General features: G+C 42.8%; 19 protein-coding genes. 6 read left to right on the top strand and 13 right to left on the bottom strand.

Going from position 1 to position 16,255, the window contains the following annotated elements:
• Positions 1-52: 52 nt before the first annotated feature.
• From CDG60_RS07810 to CDG60_RS07760, 11 genes are all read right to left on the bottom strand, one after another.
• Positions 53-1,027, bottom strand: coding sequence for a 2-hydroxyacid dehydrogenase (locus tag CDG60_RS07810; protein WP_087511578.1), 975 nt, complete (start codon positions 1,025-1,027; stop codon positions 53-55).
• Between the two features lie 3 nt (positions 1,028-1,030).
• The gene (locus CDG60_RS07805) at positions 1,031-1,702 is read right to left on the bottom strand and encodes a hypothetical protein (RefSeq protein WP_087511577.1); all 672 of its coding nucleotides are present in this window, start codon (positions 1,700-1,702) and stop codon (positions 1,031-1,033) included.
• Positions 1,703-1,807: 105 nt separating this feature from the next.
• The gene (locus CDG60_RS07800; RefSeq protein ID WP_171405438.1) at positions 1,808-3,688 is read right to left on the bottom strand and encodes a M48 family metalloprotease; all 1,881 of its coding nucleotides are present in this window, start codon (positions 3,686-3,688) and stop codon (positions 1,808-1,810) included.
• Positions 3,689-3,794: 106 nt separating this feature from the next.
• Positions 3,795-5,333 carry an amidophosphoribosyltransferase gene (purF, locus tag CDG60_RS07795; RefSeq protein WP_087511576.1) on the bottom strand — a complete coding sequence of 513 codons (1,539 nt, stop codon included), beginning with the start codon at positions 5,331-5,333 and terminating at the stop codon, positions 3,795-3,797.
• Positions 5,334-5,357: 24 nt separating this feature from the next.
• The gene (locus CDG60_RS07790) at positions 5,358-5,942 is read right to left on the bottom strand and encodes a CvpA family protein (protein WP_087511575.1); all 585 of its coding nucleotides are present in this window, start codon (positions 5,940-5,942) and stop codon (positions 5,358-5,360) included.
• A complete protein-coding gene (locus CDG60_RS07785; protein WP_087511574.1) occupies positions 5,939-6,946 on the bottom strand; it encodes a quinone-dependent dihydroorotate dehydrogenase in 1,008 nt (335 codons plus the stop codon). Before CDG60_RS07785 ends, CDG60_RS07790 begins: the two co-directional genes overlap by 4 nt.
• A 90-nt stretch (positions 6,947-7,036) precedes the next feature.
• Complete coding sequence (locus CDG60_RS07780; RefSeq protein WP_087511573.1) at positions 7,037-7,516, bottom strand: type II secretion system protein M; 480 nt, start codon at positions 7,514-7,516, stop codon at positions 7,037-7,039.
• On the bottom strand, positions 7,516-8,655 hold the full coding sequence (gene gspL / locus CDG60_RS07775) for a type II secretion system protein GspL (RefSeq protein WP_087511572.1): 1,140 nt from the start codon (positions 8,653-8,655) through the stop codon (positions 7,516-7,518). The genes CDG60_RS07780 and gspL overlap by 1 nt, the downstream gene beginning before the upstream one ends.
• A 31-nt stretch (positions 8,656-8,686) precedes the next feature.
• The gene (locus CDG60_RS07770; protein ID WP_087511571.1) at positions 8,687-9,142 is read right to left on the bottom strand and encodes a phosphoglycerate mutase family protein; all 456 of its coding nucleotides are present in this window, start codon (positions 9,140-9,142) and stop codon (positions 8,687-8,689) included.
• A 92-nt stretch (positions 9,143-9,234) separates the two neighbouring features.
• Positions 9,235-10,308: an NAD(P)H-dependent glycerol-3-phosphate dehydrogenase gene (locus CDG60_RS07765; RefSeq protein ID WP_087511570.1), complete on the bottom strand. Its 1,074-nt coding sequence runs from the start codon at positions 10,306-10,308 to the stop codon at positions 9,235-9,237.
• A 31-nt stretch (positions 10,309-10,339) separates the two neighbouring features.
• Entirely contained in the window at positions 10,340-10,915 is a 576-nt protein-coding gene (locus tag CDG60_RS07760) for a nitroreductase family protein (RefSeq protein WP_087511718.1), read from the bottom strand.
• 305 nt (positions 10,916-11,220) lie between these two features.
• Here CDG60_RS07760 and CDG60_RS07755 point away from each other — a divergent pair, with 305 nt between their 5' ends.
• Positions 11,221-11,601, top strand: coding sequence for a hypothetical protein (locus CDG60_RS07755; protein WP_087511569.1), 381 nt, complete (start codon positions 11,221-11,223; stop codon positions 11,599-11,601).
• 57 nt (positions 11,602-11,658) lie between these two features.
• On the opposite strand, the gene rhlB is transcribed toward CDG60_RS07755, so the two are convergent.
• Positions 11,659-12,810 carry an ATP-dependent RNA helicase RhlB gene (gene rhlB / locus CDG60_RS07750; protein ID WP_087511568.1) on the bottom strand — a complete coding sequence of 384 codons (1,152 nt, stop codon included), beginning with the start codon at positions 12,808-12,810 and terminating at the stop codon, positions 11,659-11,661.
• A gap of 98 nt (positions 12,811-12,908) precedes the next feature.
• Positions 12,909-13,121: a cold-shock protein gene (locus CDG60_RS07745; protein WP_086177837.1), complete on the bottom strand. Its 213-nt coding sequence runs from the start codon at positions 13,119-13,121 to the stop codon at positions 12,909-12,911.
• 373 nt (positions 13,122-13,494) lie between these two features.
• On the opposite strand from CDG60_RS07745, the gene CDG60_RS07740 reads away from it, so the two are divergent.
• From CDG60_RS07740 to CDG60_RS07720, 5 genes are all read left to right on the top strand, one after another.
• Positions 13,495-13,725: a sulfurtransferase TusA family protein gene (locus tag CDG60_RS07740; protein WP_087511717.1), complete on the top strand. Its 231-nt coding sequence runs from the start codon at positions 13,495-13,497 to the stop codon at positions 13,723-13,725.
• A 143-nt stretch (positions 13,726-13,868) separates the two neighbouring features.
• Positions 13,869-14,738, top strand: a complete 870-nt coding sequence (gene rpoH, locus CDG60_RS07735; protein ID WP_087511567.1) for an RNA polymerase sigma factor RpoH — start codon at positions 13,869-13,871, stop codon at positions 14,736-14,738.
• Between the two features lie 132 nt (positions 14,739-14,870).
• On the top strand, positions 14,871-15,236 hold the full coding sequence (locus CDG60_RS07730; RefSeq protein ID WP_087511716.1) for a DUF423 domain-containing protein: 366 nt from the start codon (positions 14,871-14,873) through the stop codon (positions 15,234-15,236).
• A 13-nt stretch (positions 15,237-15,249) separates the two neighbouring features.
• On the top strand, positions 15,250-15,447 hold the full coding sequence (gene thiS / locus CDG60_RS07725; protein ID WP_087511566.1) for a sulfur carrier protein ThiS: 198 nt from the start codon (positions 15,250-15,252) through the stop codon (positions 15,445-15,447).
• A 12-nt stretch (positions 15,448-15,459) separates the two neighbouring features.
• Positions 15,460-16,245, top strand: coding sequence for a thiazole synthase (locus CDG60_RS07720; RefSeq protein ID WP_087511565.1), 786 nt, complete (start codon positions 15,460-15,462; stop codon positions 16,243-16,245).
• The last annotated feature ends 10 nt before the right edge of the window (positions 16,246-16,255 follow it).

The following is a 16,255-nucleotide window of genomic DNA, read 5'->3' as shown; positions in this document are numbered from 1 at the left end:
AGTCATATCGAATATACCACTGAAAAAAGGAGAAATTTGCAATGATGTGTTATCAATTATGATCAAATAAAGGATTAACCGTCGCTTCAGCCAAAGTCCCATCCAACACTGAAACAAGGTTATCATAAGCAAGTTGCGCCATCTTTTTACGGGTTTCTGCTGTAGCTGAACCTATATGTGGCAATGTCACGACATTTGACAGGTCAAACAGCTCAGATTCCTGCAATGGCTCCTTTGCATACACATCCAGCCCAGCTGCAAATATCTGTTCTGTTTTCAGAGCCTGAACGAGCGCATTTTCATCAACGACCGAACCTCGGGCGATATTGACAAAAACAGCATGCGGCTGCATAAGTGCAAACTCATCTTCCCCAATCAGTGCTTTGGAGTCAGTATTCAGGTCAACTGCTACTACAATAAAATCAGACTTTTTCAGCAACTCTGGCAATGTACAGTACTGGGCATTAAATACCTGAGCCGACTCAGGCTTTTCATGTCTGTTGTGATACAGAATATTCATGCCAAATCCATAGTACCCACGTTTTGCAATCGCCGCACCAATATTCCCCAGACCAATAATTCCCAGTGTTTTCGCATGGATATCCTGTCCGAACTGCGCAGCCGCAACTGTACGCTTCCATTGCCCACCTTTGGTCCACCGATCAAGCTCAGACACCCGTCGTGCCGCACTCAACATCAGGGTAAATGCCAGATCTGCTGTCGTCTCAGTCAGCACGTGAGGGGTATTACACAACCATATTTTCTTACTATTGAGATAGTTCAGGTCGTAATTGTCATATCCAACACTGACACTGGAAATCACTTTTAAACGTTCAGCCGTATGCAGATTGGTTTCATTCAGCAAACGCCCTGCTCCAATCATTCCATCAGCATTTTCAACCAGTTTTAAAATCTGCTGATTCACATCACCCTGTCTGGGATCAACCAATGCGACTTCATATTTCTGCTCGAGCTGAGTTAATATTTCCCGATCCAGCTGACTGAAAACAACCACTTTTTTATCCATGACTCATCCATGATCTGATACTGATTTCTGCATAAACTGCCACAACCGTTTTTTCAGTAACGGACGTTCCAGCATACTCTGCAGATCCGCCAACTGAATTACTTTCGATGCAGAACAATGCGGAATTTCTCCGAGCGAAAGCAGATTTTTATCTGAAGATACTGCATCCAGGAAACCCTGAACATAACTGGCAACCCCACGACCATCCTGAATTTCCACCAGAGGAAATGGCCATTTCAACTCATAAAACTGAGCACTGCATGCATTCTGAATATTTACCCATAACTGCTGTTCAGCCTGAGAAAGCACAGTTGCATTCAATACCACCGCACAATGCTCCAGACTGATCGCCTGAAGGCAAAACGGAGGAATATGAACAGGTTCAGCTATAGAAATAACCTGTGGCAGATTTTCCTGTACCGCAGTGTCTAACTTAGGCGTCAAAACCACATCAGGCTTTTCTGTTTCACGTGATTTTACAACTGATTCAGGAATGTCTGAACGACCAGGTTTAGGTAAAGAAATCTGAGGAAATTCAATCATCTGATCAACAGCAACAGGTTCGGACTGATCACGCCAAAGACTGAATTCCGGCATTTGCTGACATGCATTCTCCCGTGGAATCCATACATCTATTCCAAGGTTTGCAAGTATTTCACGCGTTTGCCCTATCATCATTCTTTCATCACAATCTATTCAAAGAATATTCTAACTGTATAAAGAACTTTTGCCGAGCTTAATTCATACATTCGCTCAGGCTTCATTCAATATGCATTAACCTTATACGATCATAATGCTGTTTTTCTTCTGCATCTGCTCCACAATATCATCGCTTTCAAAACCCAGCCGCCAGTACAGCAACTCAAGCACATCCAGCTCATCCTGCGTAATGATACGGTCATTCCATAAACATATTTCAGCAATCCCCAATATGCTCAAACGGTCACGCAACAGTAAGCCTGCCATATCATTCAGTATTTCCGAAAGATCAATTGGCTCATCAGAAATTTCTTCATATATTTCCAGTTCCTCAACACTCAGAACCCGCTTAAGGATCAGTTCACGGACTTCCAACTGGTTTGCCGAGTTGATCTGCTGTACATGCAGTAAAGCATCTATAAGACGTACAATCTGAGGCTTAACCTCATCCAGTGCGGTCGGTGTATGTAAAGGCAGCAGATGCAGCTCTGCTTTTACCCGCTCAAGCAATAATGCATCAAGCAATCCAATCTCACCATCTTCCTGGATAATTCGGGCAAGTTTAGTCAGAAACTGTCTGGCGATTGTGGCTGGCATTCCACCAATATTTTTACAGGCTTCATGAAAAATTGAAATATGGACACGACCATCCATATTCAGCAAAGAGTCTACAATTGCACGACTGACTTCTGCCTCAGGCGGAATAAACTCCCGATACTGGCGAATCATCAGAATAGCAACCATGACCTCCCGTGATCCTGTAGCAGTCTGCAATGCACGCTGAATCAGCTCAGGTCGCTGCATATTCCCTCTGACTTCAGAATTCAGTGGTTTGATCGCATCATTGATTGCAAAACTGATTGGTGAAAGCCGCAACAAAGGTAATGGCTGTGGCGAACTCCACGGATAGTGATACTCACTGTTCACTTCCTCCAGTGAACGAAAAAGACTGAACAAGGGCTGATTACGGAGTTTTTTCAGATTTTCCAGCTGAAGATCCTGAACCAGCGCCGGATTCAGCTCAAAGATGCGTCGCTCAATACTCGGATGAATATTCATCCAGCTTTGCGGGCTTAAAGAGTTTGCAAAACACATATGAGAAATGGATTCTGAGTACTCACTGTGAATCTGAGAACCCGCATGGTGTACATATATTCGCAACAGTGTCTGAATATTGGCATTGTTCTGAATCAGACGACGGGTTTTCAGATCATTTTTAAAAGTTCGCCCACCGAGTGTCAGATATTTAATAAAACGGGTAATCAATATCCCAAGACTTCCTATCAGCCAAATTACCCCACCAACAGCTACAAATGATGTCGCAAACTTATGTTCCTGATTCTGTCCATGTTTATTGAAACCCAGTTTGGAAATTTTACTGCCCCACTGACTGAAAGTGGTCAAGCCGCTGTACAGAATTTTTAATCGGGTATTTTCAGTCGTCTCACCACTTAAAATCTGATTGAACTCATGACTGAGTAAACCATAAAGCTCCTGCTCATCCAGGTTCTGCAGAGCCCCCCAGGTCAGAATAATCACAATATCCTTTGGATAAAACCCAGCTGTCAGTGCATTTACACCCACTTCATCCGGCAGAACATAAACAGCAGGTGTGTCAATCAGAAAAGTTTCAGCCAGATATTCAGTAATTTTCAGAGCCGCACTTTCCTCAGGCGTACTCTCAATCAGACTTAAACGCCTGGCTCTGAGCTGTTTTGCCAAAGAATGTCCACCTGAGCGGAATACATAAAACTCTATCAGTACGGAAGCACCCATAACAGAAAGCAGGAGTACGATTAGATAAGGACTGAGCGCATGCCACAAAATAGATTGTGTCTGATCAACATAAAAGACAAGCAAACCCAGCAAGGTATTCAATATAAATACCGAAAGTATGACCGCAAGCAGACAGATACTCGCAGACCAAAGCATATTTTTGTTTTTAATAAATGAATAGCGCATTTGTCTAAATGTAATATCCCTGACTTACATTGTATTTCATGTCCCTGCCATCATAAATGAAAAAAGCGGGAATTACCCGCTTTTCACATTGAATCGAAGATGTTTATTACTCTTCTTTCAGACCGGTCAGATCTACTGATGATGCGTCAATATTGACATCAATATAACCATCTTTTTTCTTTTTAGCAGATTCACTTCGACTCTGCTCCAAAGCTTCAAGATACTGCTCATCAATATCACCTGTCACATACTGACCATCAAATACAGAACAGTCAAACTCAGCAACTTCAGGTACTTTACTTGTACGTACCGCATTTTTAAGATCTTCCAGATCCTGGAAAATCAAACGGTCAGCACCGATAATTTCACGAATTTCTTCAACACTGCGATGAGAAGCAATCAGCTCAGCCTTTGCAGGCATATCAATACCGTATACGTTTGGATATTTCACCATTGGCGCGGCGGAAGCAAAAAATACTTTTTTCGCACCAGCATCACGTGCCATCTGAATAATTTCATTACATGTTGTACCACGGACAATGGAGTCATCCACAAGCAGTACATTTTTACCTTTAAATTCAAGCTCAACAGGGTTCAGCTTCTGGCGTACTGATTTTTTACGCTGTTGCTGACCCGGCATGATGAATGTACGTCCGATATAACGGTTTTTCATAAAACCTTCACGGAATTTCACACCCAGAATACCTGCAAGCTCAACAGCAGAAGTACGGCTGGTATCTGGAATTGGAATCACAACATCGATATCATGATCTTCACCCCAGTCTTTCAGGATTTTATTTGCCAGTTTCTCACCCATTTTCAGACGGGCTTTATATACTGAAATTCCATCAATCGTCGCATCTGGACGGGCAAAATAAACATACTCAAAAATACATGGATTGTATTGAGGAGCAGCAGCGCACTGCTGTGAAAACAGCTCACCATTTGAGTTGATAAAAATCGCTTCGCCAGGTTTAATGTCACGCTCAACTTTAAAGCCCAGTGCTGTAATCGCTACAGATTCTGAAGCAATAATATATTCAGTACCAGCTTCAGTTTCACGGGAACCGTAAATCAAAGGACGAATACCGTTCGGGTCACGGAATCCCACCAGACCATGCCCGGTAATCATCGTAACAACACCGTAAGCACCTTTACAACGCTCATGTACACGACTTACAACATGAAAAACATCTTCTGGCATTGGCTCAAGTTTGCCACGCTTTTGCAGCTCATGTGCAAAGACGTTCAGCAGCACTTCTGTATCTGAATCCGTATTCATATGACGTAAATCTGTTTTGAACAGATCATCATGAATTTCTTCAGCGTTTGTCAGGTTACCGTTATGTGCCAGAGTAATACCATAAGGAGAGTTCACATAAAAAGGCTGTGCTTCAGCACTGCTTGAAGAACCTGCTGTAGGATAACGCACATGACCTATACCGAAATTTCCAAGCAGAGCACGCATATGACGCGTATGAAAAACATCACGCACCATGCCGTTGTCTTTACGAAGAAACAAACGCCCATTATGGCAAGTCACTATCCCAGCTGCATCCTGTCCACGATGCTGCAACATCGTTAACGCATCAAACAACATTTGGTTAACAGGTGATTTACCAGCTATACCAACTACTCCACACATAGCAACCTCGCAAACAAGCTAGGATTAATAAAAAGGATTATTTGTTGATTCATCTGCATGCTTTCGATTTTTCTGCACGGCGTCAGATGAAGGTTCAACAGAAGGCTGTGCATCTGTCGAGCGAATATGATCAAGTGCTTCATGAGCTGCATCTTTAGACAGCTCACTCGCCAGTGGCGCATAAGGCAGCAGCGTCTGAACTGCTTTTGAGTTTTTCCAGTGCGGAGAACTTTCCACAAATGGACCAATGCCCTGCATACCAATCAGAACCACCATCAACCCTTTGAGTGTGCCAAATGCACCTCCCGCCAGACGGTTTAAAGGGCCGAGTTTCAATGTCTTCAATATACTGTTCAGTAATGCTGTTACCAGCCAGGTCAGCACAACAATAATCAGAACAATAAATGCAAATGCTGCAATTTTCTGTACCACAGGATCTTCACTGAGCGTGACCATCAGAGGTGCCATTGCTGTAGCGTATTTTGCAGCAACAATCAGTGCAAAAATCCATCCTACAAGATTGGCAAAGGCTTTCACAAATCCATGTCTCAAGCCGTTCAACCCTCCGATCAGCAATAATATCAGTATGAAGATATCAAGGGCGTTCATGTCGAAAATGCGTCTACGCAGTCTTTTACAAGAGTCGGTCCTGTATATATGAGGCCACTGTAGATCTGTACAAGGTCAGCACCTGCTTTTTGTTTTGCCGCAGCCTGATCACCTGACAAAATCCCGCCAACACCGATCAAAGGTATTTCACCTTTTAATTCAGCAGAAAATGCTGCAAGACATGCGGTACTTTTTTCAAATACCGGCGCACCCGAAAGACCACCCGCTTCATTGCCATGTTTCAGGTTTTCCACACCTTCACGGGACAGTGTCGTATTGGTAACAATCAGACCATCGATTTTAAACTCAATCAGCTGAGCTGAAATAAACTGAATATCTTCTGCTGTCAGGTCAGGCGCAACTTTGAGAACCAAAGGAACATAATGCTGAAACTCTTCAGCCAGTTCCAGCTGACGCTTTTTCAGGGTCTGCAATAATTCAGTCAGCGCATCACCACTTTGTAGGCTACGCAGATTTTTAGTATTTGGTGAGGAAATATTGACTGTAATATAAGAAGCGTAGTTATAAACTTTTTCAAGACAGATCAGATAGTCAGAAACTGCATCTTCAACCGCTGTATCCGCATTTTTACCGATGTTGATACCCAGTACACCCTTAAATTTTGCAGCTTTTACATTTTCAATCAGCTGATCAACACCGTCATTGTTAAAACCCATACGATTGATGATCGCTTTGGCTTCAGGTAAACGGAAAAGACGTGGATGAGGGTTTCCAGCCTGTGGACGCGGGGTAATGGTACCAATTTCAATAAAACCGAAACCCAAACCTGAAAGTGCATCAATATATGCACCATTTTTATCAAGTCCTGCTGCCAGTCCAACCGGATTTGGAAATTCAATTCCCATACAGGTGACAGGCTTAGGTTCAACATTCTGTCGCATCATACCCATTTTATGGGCAGATTTCAGCATGGACAATGTCAGCTCATGTGCACGCTCTGGTGCTAAACTAAACAACAAAGGGCGAGCAAGAGAATACAACATATCTGGAAAAGTCTACTGCTTTTTAAGTCGCCACATTATAGGCATAGCCCACACAAAACACCATGCCTGAAACAGGATAATTTCCTGACTTTATTGTACAGTCGCCGTTAATTTAATCTGACCGGCTTCAGAAATTAATTCCATTTTTTCTATACTTAAGCCCATCTGCGCCAACTGAGTCAAAAAAACAGCCAGTACTGAGTAATTCTGATGCGTCACCACCAGCTGGATCTGATCGCCCTGCTGCTGAGATGCTACAGACAATCCCTGCTGTTGCGCTATACGCTGTACCTTATCTGAAGCACTTAATTCAAGATCTGTAGCCGGTTTCATCGTGACTGCATTACTCTGCATCCACACCACGGTATCCTTCAGCTCACGAACTCTGTCCTGTTGCTTTTCTGCAGCTGTATACATTGCCCAGATAGCAGACCCCACACCTACCACCACAACAAAAATACAGGTGAATATGACAAGCAGGCGTTCACGCGTGGATAAGCTATCCAGATAATCGCTTATTTTTTCAGACCAGCTGCCCAACTGCTGCTGTAATTTATCAGTTGCTTCCATTACTGTATTTTCACCAATCCTATAACACCTGCACCATCAGGCTGAATATTTCCAAGTTCAACCTTAAATCCCTGCTGATTCAACTGCTGTGTCAGATTCTGAAGAACTGTCGATGAACCTGCTTTCAGTTCCATACTGAGCATGGATGCATCATAATTCACTCTTTGAGCCACGATCTGATTCTGCATCAGAACAGGGCCTATTCTACTGAGCAACTGTAAAGCCTGAGTATTTGCAGCCTTACTTTTCTCAAGCTGCGCCTTAAACTGACTTTTAATATTCTGCTCAGTCACAGGATAATTCTGCCCAAACCAGTACTTAAACTGATCAGTTGCCTGTAGCGCAGTCTGATCTGCAACTTTTTTCAGCTTAAACCATCGCACAGCATCATAACTGAACTGTATTGCCAGCACGCTCAACAGAACAGCTGCACAGGCTTTCCAGTAACCAGAAACACCTCCCTCACGCGTTGCTTTAGGCAGAAAATTAAAAGGATGATTTTTACTTTTTTTCAGCACCACAAACTCATACTGAAAACTTTCCAGTAATTCCTGTGTCGCTGCTGCTTCAACTGTACTCAGCTGTTCATCTGTAAAGCCTGAAATTCGGTATTTTTTTGATTTCGGCTGGTAATCCAGAAACAAGGAAAGATCATCTATGGAATTACCCAGAAATTCATTTTCACGAACCAACAGACGACCGTTTATGTTGACAATAACTGTTTCATCCTGCGCAGGAACTGGCAGTATAAGAAAATCAGGCAATAACGAAACAATTTTAACAGGGATCAGATTCAGCGCATGCTGCATCGTTTCAACCGCACCCTTTGAGACACCGAGCACAGTTAACTGATCAGGGCTCTGAAAGTGATTCAGCACTTTCATTGCATCCATAGGGAAAATTACAAATTCCTCCAGCAGATATTTAACACCATCCGCGCCCAGCTGTTTATACTGCGCTTTAGGCAACTGCTGTTGCAGAATCTGCAAATTTCGGGATGGAAAAAACACGATCGCCTCTTCCCCATGGTAGCCCTGGATATCCTGAATCAGCTGTTCAAGCGATACAGCCTGATTCCAGTGCTCTCCAACAGACCAGTGCCAGGCCCCGCTTGTCTCTGGCATCCATAAATGCAACATTGTTATTCTTCTGCCATTTTAAAAATTGAAATTAAGATTCTGGTATAAATGCAGTGGTTTTTACAGACAGACCAGGTGCAATAACAGCCTGCTCATACAGTCGTGCTTCTGCCAGTGCAAAAGGATGGAAAGATTCTTCAATCAGTACAGATTCCATATATGCCACAACATTCATATGACATACAACCACAACTGACTCATACGGCAAATAAGACAGCCATTCCACTGCAACCCGCCCATCATCATCTGGTTTCACCGCATTGCAGACAACCACAGGAACATCAGGAAAATTTTTCTGAATATAACTTAAGGTTTCCTGTGCCCGCAAAAGTGGGCTGACAACAAATACATCTGGCTGAATTCTGTTTTTTAAAAACTCAGCTGTTTCAGCAGCCTGCAAATGTCCACGCTCTGTCAGAGGACGCTTGATATCATTACCGTCCACAGGCGGAACTGCCTCACCATGACGAACCAGTGTCAGTTGCATAAAATTTCCTTATCCGTTTTACAGCCATAATAAACAGGCTTTATGACAGTTCAGATTCTTTAAACCATCATAAATGATCAATATTTTATAAATCAGACAGCATGATGAGGAAGTACAAACTCTACATCACTGCGATGCCCATTTTTCATCAGAGAAACTGCAATGGACATGGGTGGCGCACCATCAAAAATCACATCGTATAAAGCACAGGTGATTGGCATGTATACATCCAGATCCGCTGAGCGTTTCTTTACCTGAACAATGGTGTTGATCCCTTCAGCAGTCTGCCCCAGTTCTTTAGTCGCCTGCTCCAGACTTTTACCTTTGCCTAAAGCATATCCAACCTGATAATTACGACTTAATGGACTGTTACAGGTTGCAAAAAGATCACCCACACCTGACAACCCAAGGAAAGTCAGAGGATTCGCACCAAGTTTGACAGCAAAACGACTCATTTCGGCCAGTGCCCGGGTCAGAATCATACTTTTTGTATTTTCACCCACATTATAAGCAGCAGCCATCCCCATCGCGACAGCATAAATATTTTTCAGCGCGCCGCCCAGTTCCACACCATGAACATCATCACTGCCAAATACACGAAACAATGCACTATGCAGTGCCTGCTGTACCGCATAACGAACCAGTTCAGAATCACTGGCAATCACTGTACCCGCAGGTTGACCTGCAACAATTTCTTTTGCCAGATTTGGACCCGACAGTACCCCATAAGGGATTTCAGGCAATTCTGCACGAATGATATCACTCATAAAACTGAAGGTTTCCGCTTCAATACCTTTGGTCAGTGAAACAACAGCCTGAGATGTAATGAACGGTTTTATCTGTTTCAGAACATCGCGGAAAGAATGACTCGGAATCGCAACCAGAATAATATCCCGGTTACATACAGCAGTTTCAATATCAGAAACCGCTTTCAGTGCAGGCTCCAGTGGAAAATCCGGTAAATAGCGTTTGTTGATATGCGTCTGATTGATTTCATTTGCCGTTTTTTCATCACGGATCCAGATCATGGTATCGCAGCCGTTTCTAACAGCAGTATTAGCCATCGCTGTTCCGAAACTTCCACCACCAAGTACAGTAACTCTTAAAGCTGTTTTCTCATTGACAGCAACAGGCTCGACCAGATCTGAAAACTTTAACTCTGACATTATTTTTATATCCCAATCACAAATTTAAAAACTATTTCTTCCAGTCTGATACATAATCCTGGATATTGATTTCACCACGTGGAGGAATTGCTTTAGCCGCAGTACCGACATAAATAATGCCAGAAACAAGATCCTTTTCCTCAAGCCCCAGTGCTTTCTTAAACAATCCAGACTCCACAACAGCCCCACTGCGCCACATCGTTGCAAACCCCTGAGCCTGCAATGCCAGCAGAAAATTCTGTACAGCAGCACCTGTACTTAAAGTCTGTTCAAAATCAGGAACTTTTGCATGCTCCTGAAATTTAGTCATTACCACCACCAGCATAGGCGCGCGAAATGGATGCTGCTTTACTCTTTCAAGCTGTGCAGCCTCAGTTTCACCTAAGTCTGCCATCGCTTCAGATAACAGACTGCCAAAAGCTTCCCGCTGATCTCCGGCAATCACAACAAATCTGGTTGGCTTTAAACGATGGTGATCCGGTGCTGTTAATGCAGCATGAAACGCAAGCTCCAGCTGTTCAGCATCAGGTGCAGGTTCAATCAGATGACCAACCGACTGACGATGGTGAATATTTTGAAGTACTGTATCTACTGCTGTATCCGTCATTGACTTGTAAATTTTAAAATTCCAGTTGAGTGCAAGATTAGCATACTCATGAAACTGAACTCTATTACTATTTACAAGCACAACATCCCCCATAACAGGCATTTCACACTCAGCAACCATGAACCACTAAAAAACCAGCATAAGATGAATTATCAGAAAGCTCACCCTGCACATGTAATGTCACTCTCAACTCTGATGATCTTCACAAAGTGACAATACAAAACTGCATTTTGCATACACCGCCTACCAGGTTAAACTGAAAAAATATGTTTAATTAAATTAAATACATCCTCAACAGGAATACTATGAAAAAATTATTATCTCTGACAGCAGTTTTAACCACTGCCTTAGTTTTGACTGCCTGTGCATCAAATCCAACCAGCTCTCTGGCGATCCAGAAAGAAAACAATCAGTTTGAAGTTACAGGGGTAGGCAAAAGCAATCTGATTGCAAAAAACAATGCAGTTGAAGCTGCCAATAAAACCTGTGGCAACAAAGCAACAGCTGTAATTACTGATGAAAAAACTGAATACAATGGCGCCCTGAAAGGCGTGGTTGATGAAAAAACCGGACAGATGATTCAGGCTGCAGCGGGTGTACTTGGCTCAATTACTGGCAAAAGCACAGGCTTAAACAGTGATGAAGACTATCAGACCGTTCTGAACTTTTACTGCAAAGCAAAATAAAAACTGCCTGATACAAAAAAAGCCCTTTCAAAAGGGCTTTTTACTTCAGATCAAATATCAGCAATAACCATCCAGACGGGTCAATGGTAATTTTTGTCCGATTGCTTTTTCAATTTCCGGCAGATAAAAAGCATCATCCTCAGAAAGAAAACTAATACTGACTCCACGAGTTCCTGCACGACCAGTACGACCAATACGGTGTACATAATCATCGGACTGCTCTGGCAAAGTGAAATTCACAACATGTGACACACCATCCACATGAATACCACGACCAGCCACATCTGTTGCGATCATAATATTGTGCTGACCGTTTTTGAACTGATCAAGCATTTTCAGGCGTTTGTCCTGAGCTATTTCACCCGAAAGCATAACAACCTTATAACCATCTCTTTTCAGATGATCATAGAGCTTACGCACCTGATCACGACGGTTGGCGAAGATCATCACTTTTTCAATCGGTTCATCACGTAAAATATCACGCAAAAGTCTGTATTTATCTGAACCTGCAACCATATAAACCCGCTGTTCTACGTCAGCATTGGTTTTTTTCTCAGGTTCAATTTCCACTGTAACCGGCTCAAACAGCCATTGCTGCGCAAGATTCAGTACGTCATAGCTGAACGTTGCAGAGAACATCAGTGTCTGGCGCTGTTCTTTTCTTGGAGAGAAACGAACAATACGCTTAACCGATGGAATGAATCCCATATCCAGTAAACGGTCTGCTTCATCAATAACCAGAAATTCGATACGATCCAACCAGACTTCTTTCTGCTCAACAAAGTCAATCAGTCGACCAGGGGTTGCAACCATAATATCGACGAATTTTTTGTCCAGCTGAGCTTTCTGTTTATCGAAGTCAACACCACCCAGTAAAGTGACCAGATGCAGATCTGTAAATTTTGTCAGATCCTTTGCATCACTTTCGATCTGTAATGCAAGCTCCCTTGTTGGCGCAAGAATCAAAGCCCGAGGTTCTCCTCTGAAGCGTTGATCTGTAATGGGATTATTCAAAAGATCATTAATGACACTGACAAGGAATGCAGCTGTTTTTCCCGTACCAGTCTGTGCACGACCAATTGCATCATGTCCAGCCAGAGTAAATTTCAAAACCTTCTGCTGAATCGGAGTCATTTCCTTGAAACCGAGAGCATCAATAGCCTGTTTCAGTTTCGGGTGTAAATTTAAGGTTTCAAAACCAGATGACATAAAAATGTGCTCTAACTTAAATCATCACAAAAAGATGCGCCATTATAAACGAAAAACGCCCCAATATACATTGGGGCGTTTTTCAGGAAACTTCAGAATTAGTCTAAAGGTTGAACTTCTTCAGCCTGGAAACCTTTCTGACCTTTCACTACGCTGAATTCAACGCGTTGACCATCACGAAGTGAACGGTGGCCATCACCCATAATTGCACGGAAATGAACGAATACGTCATCGCCGCCATTACGTTGAATAAAACCAAAACCTTTAGTGTCATTGAACCATTTAACAACGCCTTGTTCGCGAGCTGTCATAAGTTAATCCTCATTGTTTAAAAAAGAAGGACCACCCGGTGTTGCAAACAGCAGAGCAAACAAGAATTGAAATTATTATTTCTAAGCTTGTAATCATTCTGTATTACTATTAACAAAATCCCGGTTACATCCATTTGTAGCATAGGATTTTAAAACAAAATTGTAGTAAATCCGCAGTACGCAACGAGCTTAACACGGGTTGCTCACAAATAATAGATTTTTTTTAACATATCGTCTGTAAAGTTAATCTTATTTTCAGAAATGCTTATATCTCCTTTAATATCAGCAAGTCTGGTTAAAAATTAAGTTTGGGTTAACGGCATGTCTTTGTTAAAATAGACCAGAAATGAATGCTTCCAGAACAGACTGCTTTATGAATGAGCAACCGCTTCCCCCTGTTATTGATGCCATGGGTAAACCCTGCCCTATGCCACTGCTGATGCTGAAACGCGCTTTAAAAAATGAGCAGCATCAGATACTGTTATTAAAATCATCTGACCCACACAGCCAGCAGGATGTTCTGCGTTATTGTCAGATTCATCAGATTAAATGTGAACTGCTGAAAATTTCTGAAACTGAATACCATTACTTAATTGAATCTTAATTATTTTCATTTAATATATTATTTTTCAAATCTGCATAATTTTTTACATTTCTCTACCCAATTTTCCTTAATTCCCAGGAACATTGGCTTTAAGATGAAAAAACCTGGTAAAAAAACCATTATCCCTATATTAAGGAGTACACATGAGTGACAGCAGCAATCAGTTGATGCCCCTGTCATTATCGGCACCTGGCGTAAATCTTGGTGCCTATATCAGTACTGTCAATCAGATTCCCATTTTAACTGCTGAACAGGAAAAAGAGCTGGCCGAACGCTATTATTATGACCAGGATCTTGATGCAGCCAAAATGCTCGTAATGTCGCATTTGCGCTTTGTTGTACATATTGCCCGCAGCTATGCAGGTTATGGCTTACCTCAGGGCGATCTGATCCAGGAAGGTAACCTGGGGCTGATGAAAGCCGTTAAACGTTTCGACCCAAACATGGGCGTACGCCTGGTGTCTTTTGCGGTTCACTGGATCAAAGCTGAAATTCATGAATATGTGATCCGGAACTGGCGGATTGTCAAAATCGCAACCACCAAAGCACAGCGTAAACTGTTCTTTAATCTGCGCAGCTTAAAAAAATCCAGTAAAAAACTGACACTCGAAGAAGCAAAGTCCATCGCTAGAGACCTGAATGTCACACCAGAACAGGTTCTTGAGATGGAGGGTCGTCTGACTGCCTATGATGCAGCTTTTGAGGCTCAGGGCGACGATGATGATGAAGGTTCAACTCATGTTGCACCGGCACTGTATCTTGAAGATAACCGCTACGATCCTGCTGTTCTGGTTGAAAATGAAGACTATGAAGAACAGAGCACCTCTGCACTTCATGAAGCAATGGATCAGCTGGATGACCGTTCACGCAACATTCTTCAGCGCAGATGGCTGGATGATGACAAATCCACACTGCATGAACTTGCAGCAGAATATAATGTTTCAGCTGAACGTATCCGTCAGCTTGAAAAAAATGCCATGGAAAAAATTAAAGTTGCCATGTCTTCCAACTGATGTCATACATACGAAAATAAAAGGGCGATTTCTGCCCTTTTATTTTGCCTGTAGTTCAGGTGCAATTCAGCATTAACCTGCCATAAAAACTATGATAAGGTAATGCGCAATTTTCAACAGTTCATCTTTGCTATGTTCATTGCCATTTCAGCGCTTAACCTTGCTCTTGCAGTCATTCTTGGTGCTTTTGGTGCACATGGTCTGAAAGCTCACGCAACAGCAGCACAATTAAACTGGTGGCAAACTGCTACTGACTATTTTTTCTGGCATGCACTTGGCTTAATGGCACTTTCCATTATTGCCCGGGTCAGCCCTCAGATACCTGTCAGAAACAGTTTTATCCTTATTCAGTTGGGTATACTGCTGTTCTCAGGCTCTCTGTATATTATGGCGCTCGGACTTCCACGCGGACTGGGTGCAATCACACCTATGGGTGGTGCTCTGATGATTGCAGGCTGGTTATTACTGGCATGGAATGCTGCGAAACACGGTAAATAAAGAGAAATTCTGTATGCTGATTTATCTGAATGGGGAAGCAAAAGAAACCCATTGCTCCAACCTGCTTGAATTAATCCAGGAAATGTCCCTCGAAGGCAAGCGTTTTGCAGTGGAAAAAAATGAAATGATTATTTCCAAAAGCAAACTTGAACAAACCCCTGTCTGTGATGCAGACCGAATTGAAATCATTCAGGCCGTTGGTGGCGGCTGAACTGGAGCTCCCATGGAAGACACCCCCCTCATTATTGGTTCACGTACTTTTAAATCCCGCTTACTGGTGGGCACAGGCAAATACAAAGACCTTCAGGAAACAGATCTGGCTATTCAGGCAAGTGGTGCTGAAATCGTGACGGTTGCAATCCGTCGTGTCAACATTGGTCAGCATCCAGACCAGCCGAATTTACTCTCTGTGATTCCTCCTGAGAAATACACCATTCTTCCGAATACTGCCGGCTGCTTCGATGCAAACAGCGCAGTGCGCACCTGTATGCTTGCACGTGAACTGCTGGATGGACACAACCTCGTCAAACTGGAAGTTCTTGGGGATGAAAAAACACTGTATCCTAATGTTGTAGAGACACTCAAAGCAGCAAAAACTTTGATTGATGATGGTTTTGAAGTGATGGTCTATACCTCAGACGATCCGATTGTTGCTCAGGAACTTGAGAGCATGGGCTGTGTTGCCATCATGCCATTAGGCAGTCTGATCGGTTCTGGTTTAGGTATTCTGAATCCTCACACAGTTTCCATTATTAAAGAAAATGCAAAAGTTCCTGTCCTTGTAGATGCTGGTGTCGGTACAGCAAGTGATGCTGCGATTGCAATGGAACTGGGCTGTGATGGTGTTCTGATGAACACAGCGATTGCAGCAGCTCAAAATCCTGTATTGATGGCTTCTGCAATGAAAAAAGCAATTGAAGCTGGTCGTGAGGCTTTCCTTGCAGGTCGTATGCCACGCAAACGCATGGCCAGTGCAAGCTCACCTGAAACTGGTTATTTCTTCAAATAAGAAAACAGAT

This window comes from Acinetobacter chinensis, assembly GCF_002165375.2.
Taxonomy (GTDB): Bacteria; Pseudomonadota; Gammaproteobacteria; order Pseudomonadales; family Moraxellaceae; genus Acinetobacter; species Acinetobacter chinensis.
The sequence above is the reverse complement of the archived record's forward strand: the minus strand, read 5'-3'. Positions and strand labels throughout refer to the sequence as shown.

Excerpts from the sequence above, each read along its gene's own strand:
- CDG60_RS07810 (WP_087511578.1), bottom strand. The coding sequence starts at position 1,027 with ATGGATAAAAAAGTGGTTGTTTTCAGTCAGCTGGATCGGGAAATATTA.
- CDG60_RS07805 (WP_087511577.1), bottom strand. The coding sequence starts at position 1,702 with ATGATAGGGCAAACGCGTGAAATACTTGCAAACCTTGGAATAGATGTA.
- CDG60_RS07800 (WP_171405438.1), bottom strand. The coding sequence starts at position 3,688 with ATGCGCTATTCATTTATTAAAAACAAAAATATGCTTTGGTCTGCGAGT.
- purF (WP_087511576.1), bottom strand. The coding sequence starts at position 5,333 with ATGTGTGGAGTAGTTGGTATAGCTGGTAAATCACCTGTTAACCAAATG.
- CDG60_RS07790 (WP_087511575.1), bottom strand. The coding sequence starts at position 5,942 with ATGAACGCCCTTGATATCTTCATACTGATATTATTGCTGATCGGAGGG.
- CDG60_RS07785 (WP_087511574.1), bottom strand. The coding sequence starts at position 6,946 with ATGTTGTATTCTCTTGCTCGCCCTTTGTTGTTTAGTTTAGCACCAGAG.
- CDG60_RS07780 (WP_087511573.1), bottom strand. The coding sequence starts at position 7,516 with ATGGAAGCAACTGATAAATTACAGCAGCAGTTGGGCAGCTGGTCTGAA.
- gspL (WP_087511572.1), bottom strand. The coding sequence starts at position 8,655 with ATGTTGCATTTATGGATGCCAGAGACAAGCGGGGCCTGGCACTGGTCT.
- CDG60_RS07770 (WP_087511571.1), bottom strand. The coding sequence starts at position 9,142 with ATGCAACTGACACTGGTTCGTCATGGTGAGGCAGTTCCGCCTGTGGAC.
- CDG60_RS07765 (WP_087511570.1), bottom strand. The coding sequence starts at position 10,308 with ATGTCAGAGTTAAAGTTTTCAGATCTGGTCGAGCCTGTTGCTGTCAAT.
- CDG60_RS07760 (WP_087511718.1), bottom strand. The coding sequence starts at position 10,915 with ATGACGGATACAGCAGTAGATACAGTACTTCAAAATATTCACCATCGT.
- CDG60_RS07755 (WP_087511569.1), top strand. The coding sequence starts at position 11,221 with ATGAAAAAATTATTATCTCTGACAGCAGTTTTAACCACTGCCTTAGTT.
- rhlB (WP_087511568.1), bottom strand. The coding sequence starts at position 12,810 with ATGTCATCTGGTTTTGAAACCTTAAATTTACACCCGAAACTGAAACAG.
- CDG60_RS07745 (WP_086177837.1), bottom strand. The coding sequence starts at position 13,121 with ATGACAGCTCGCGAACAAGGCGTTGTTAAATGGTTCAATGACACTAAA.
- CDG60_RS07740 (WP_087511717.1), top strand. The coding sequence starts at position 13,495 with ATGAATGAGCAACCGCTTCCCCCTGTTATTGATGCCATGGGTAAACCC.
- rpoH (WP_087511567.1), top strand. The coding sequence starts at position 13,869 with ATGAGTGACAGCAGCAATCAGTTGATGCCCCTGTCATTATCGGCACCT.
- CDG60_RS07730 (WP_087511716.1), top strand. The coding sequence starts at position 14,871 with ATGTTCATTGCCATTTCAGCGCTTAACCTTGCTCTTGCAGTCATTCTT.
- thiS (WP_087511566.1), top strand. The coding sequence starts at position 15,250 with ATGCTGATTTATCTGAATGGGGAAGCAAAAGAAACCCATTGCTCCAAC.
- CDG60_RS07720 (WP_087511565.1), top strand. The coding sequence starts at position 15,460 with ATGGAAGACACCCCCCTCATTATTGGTTCACGTACTTTTAAATCCCGC.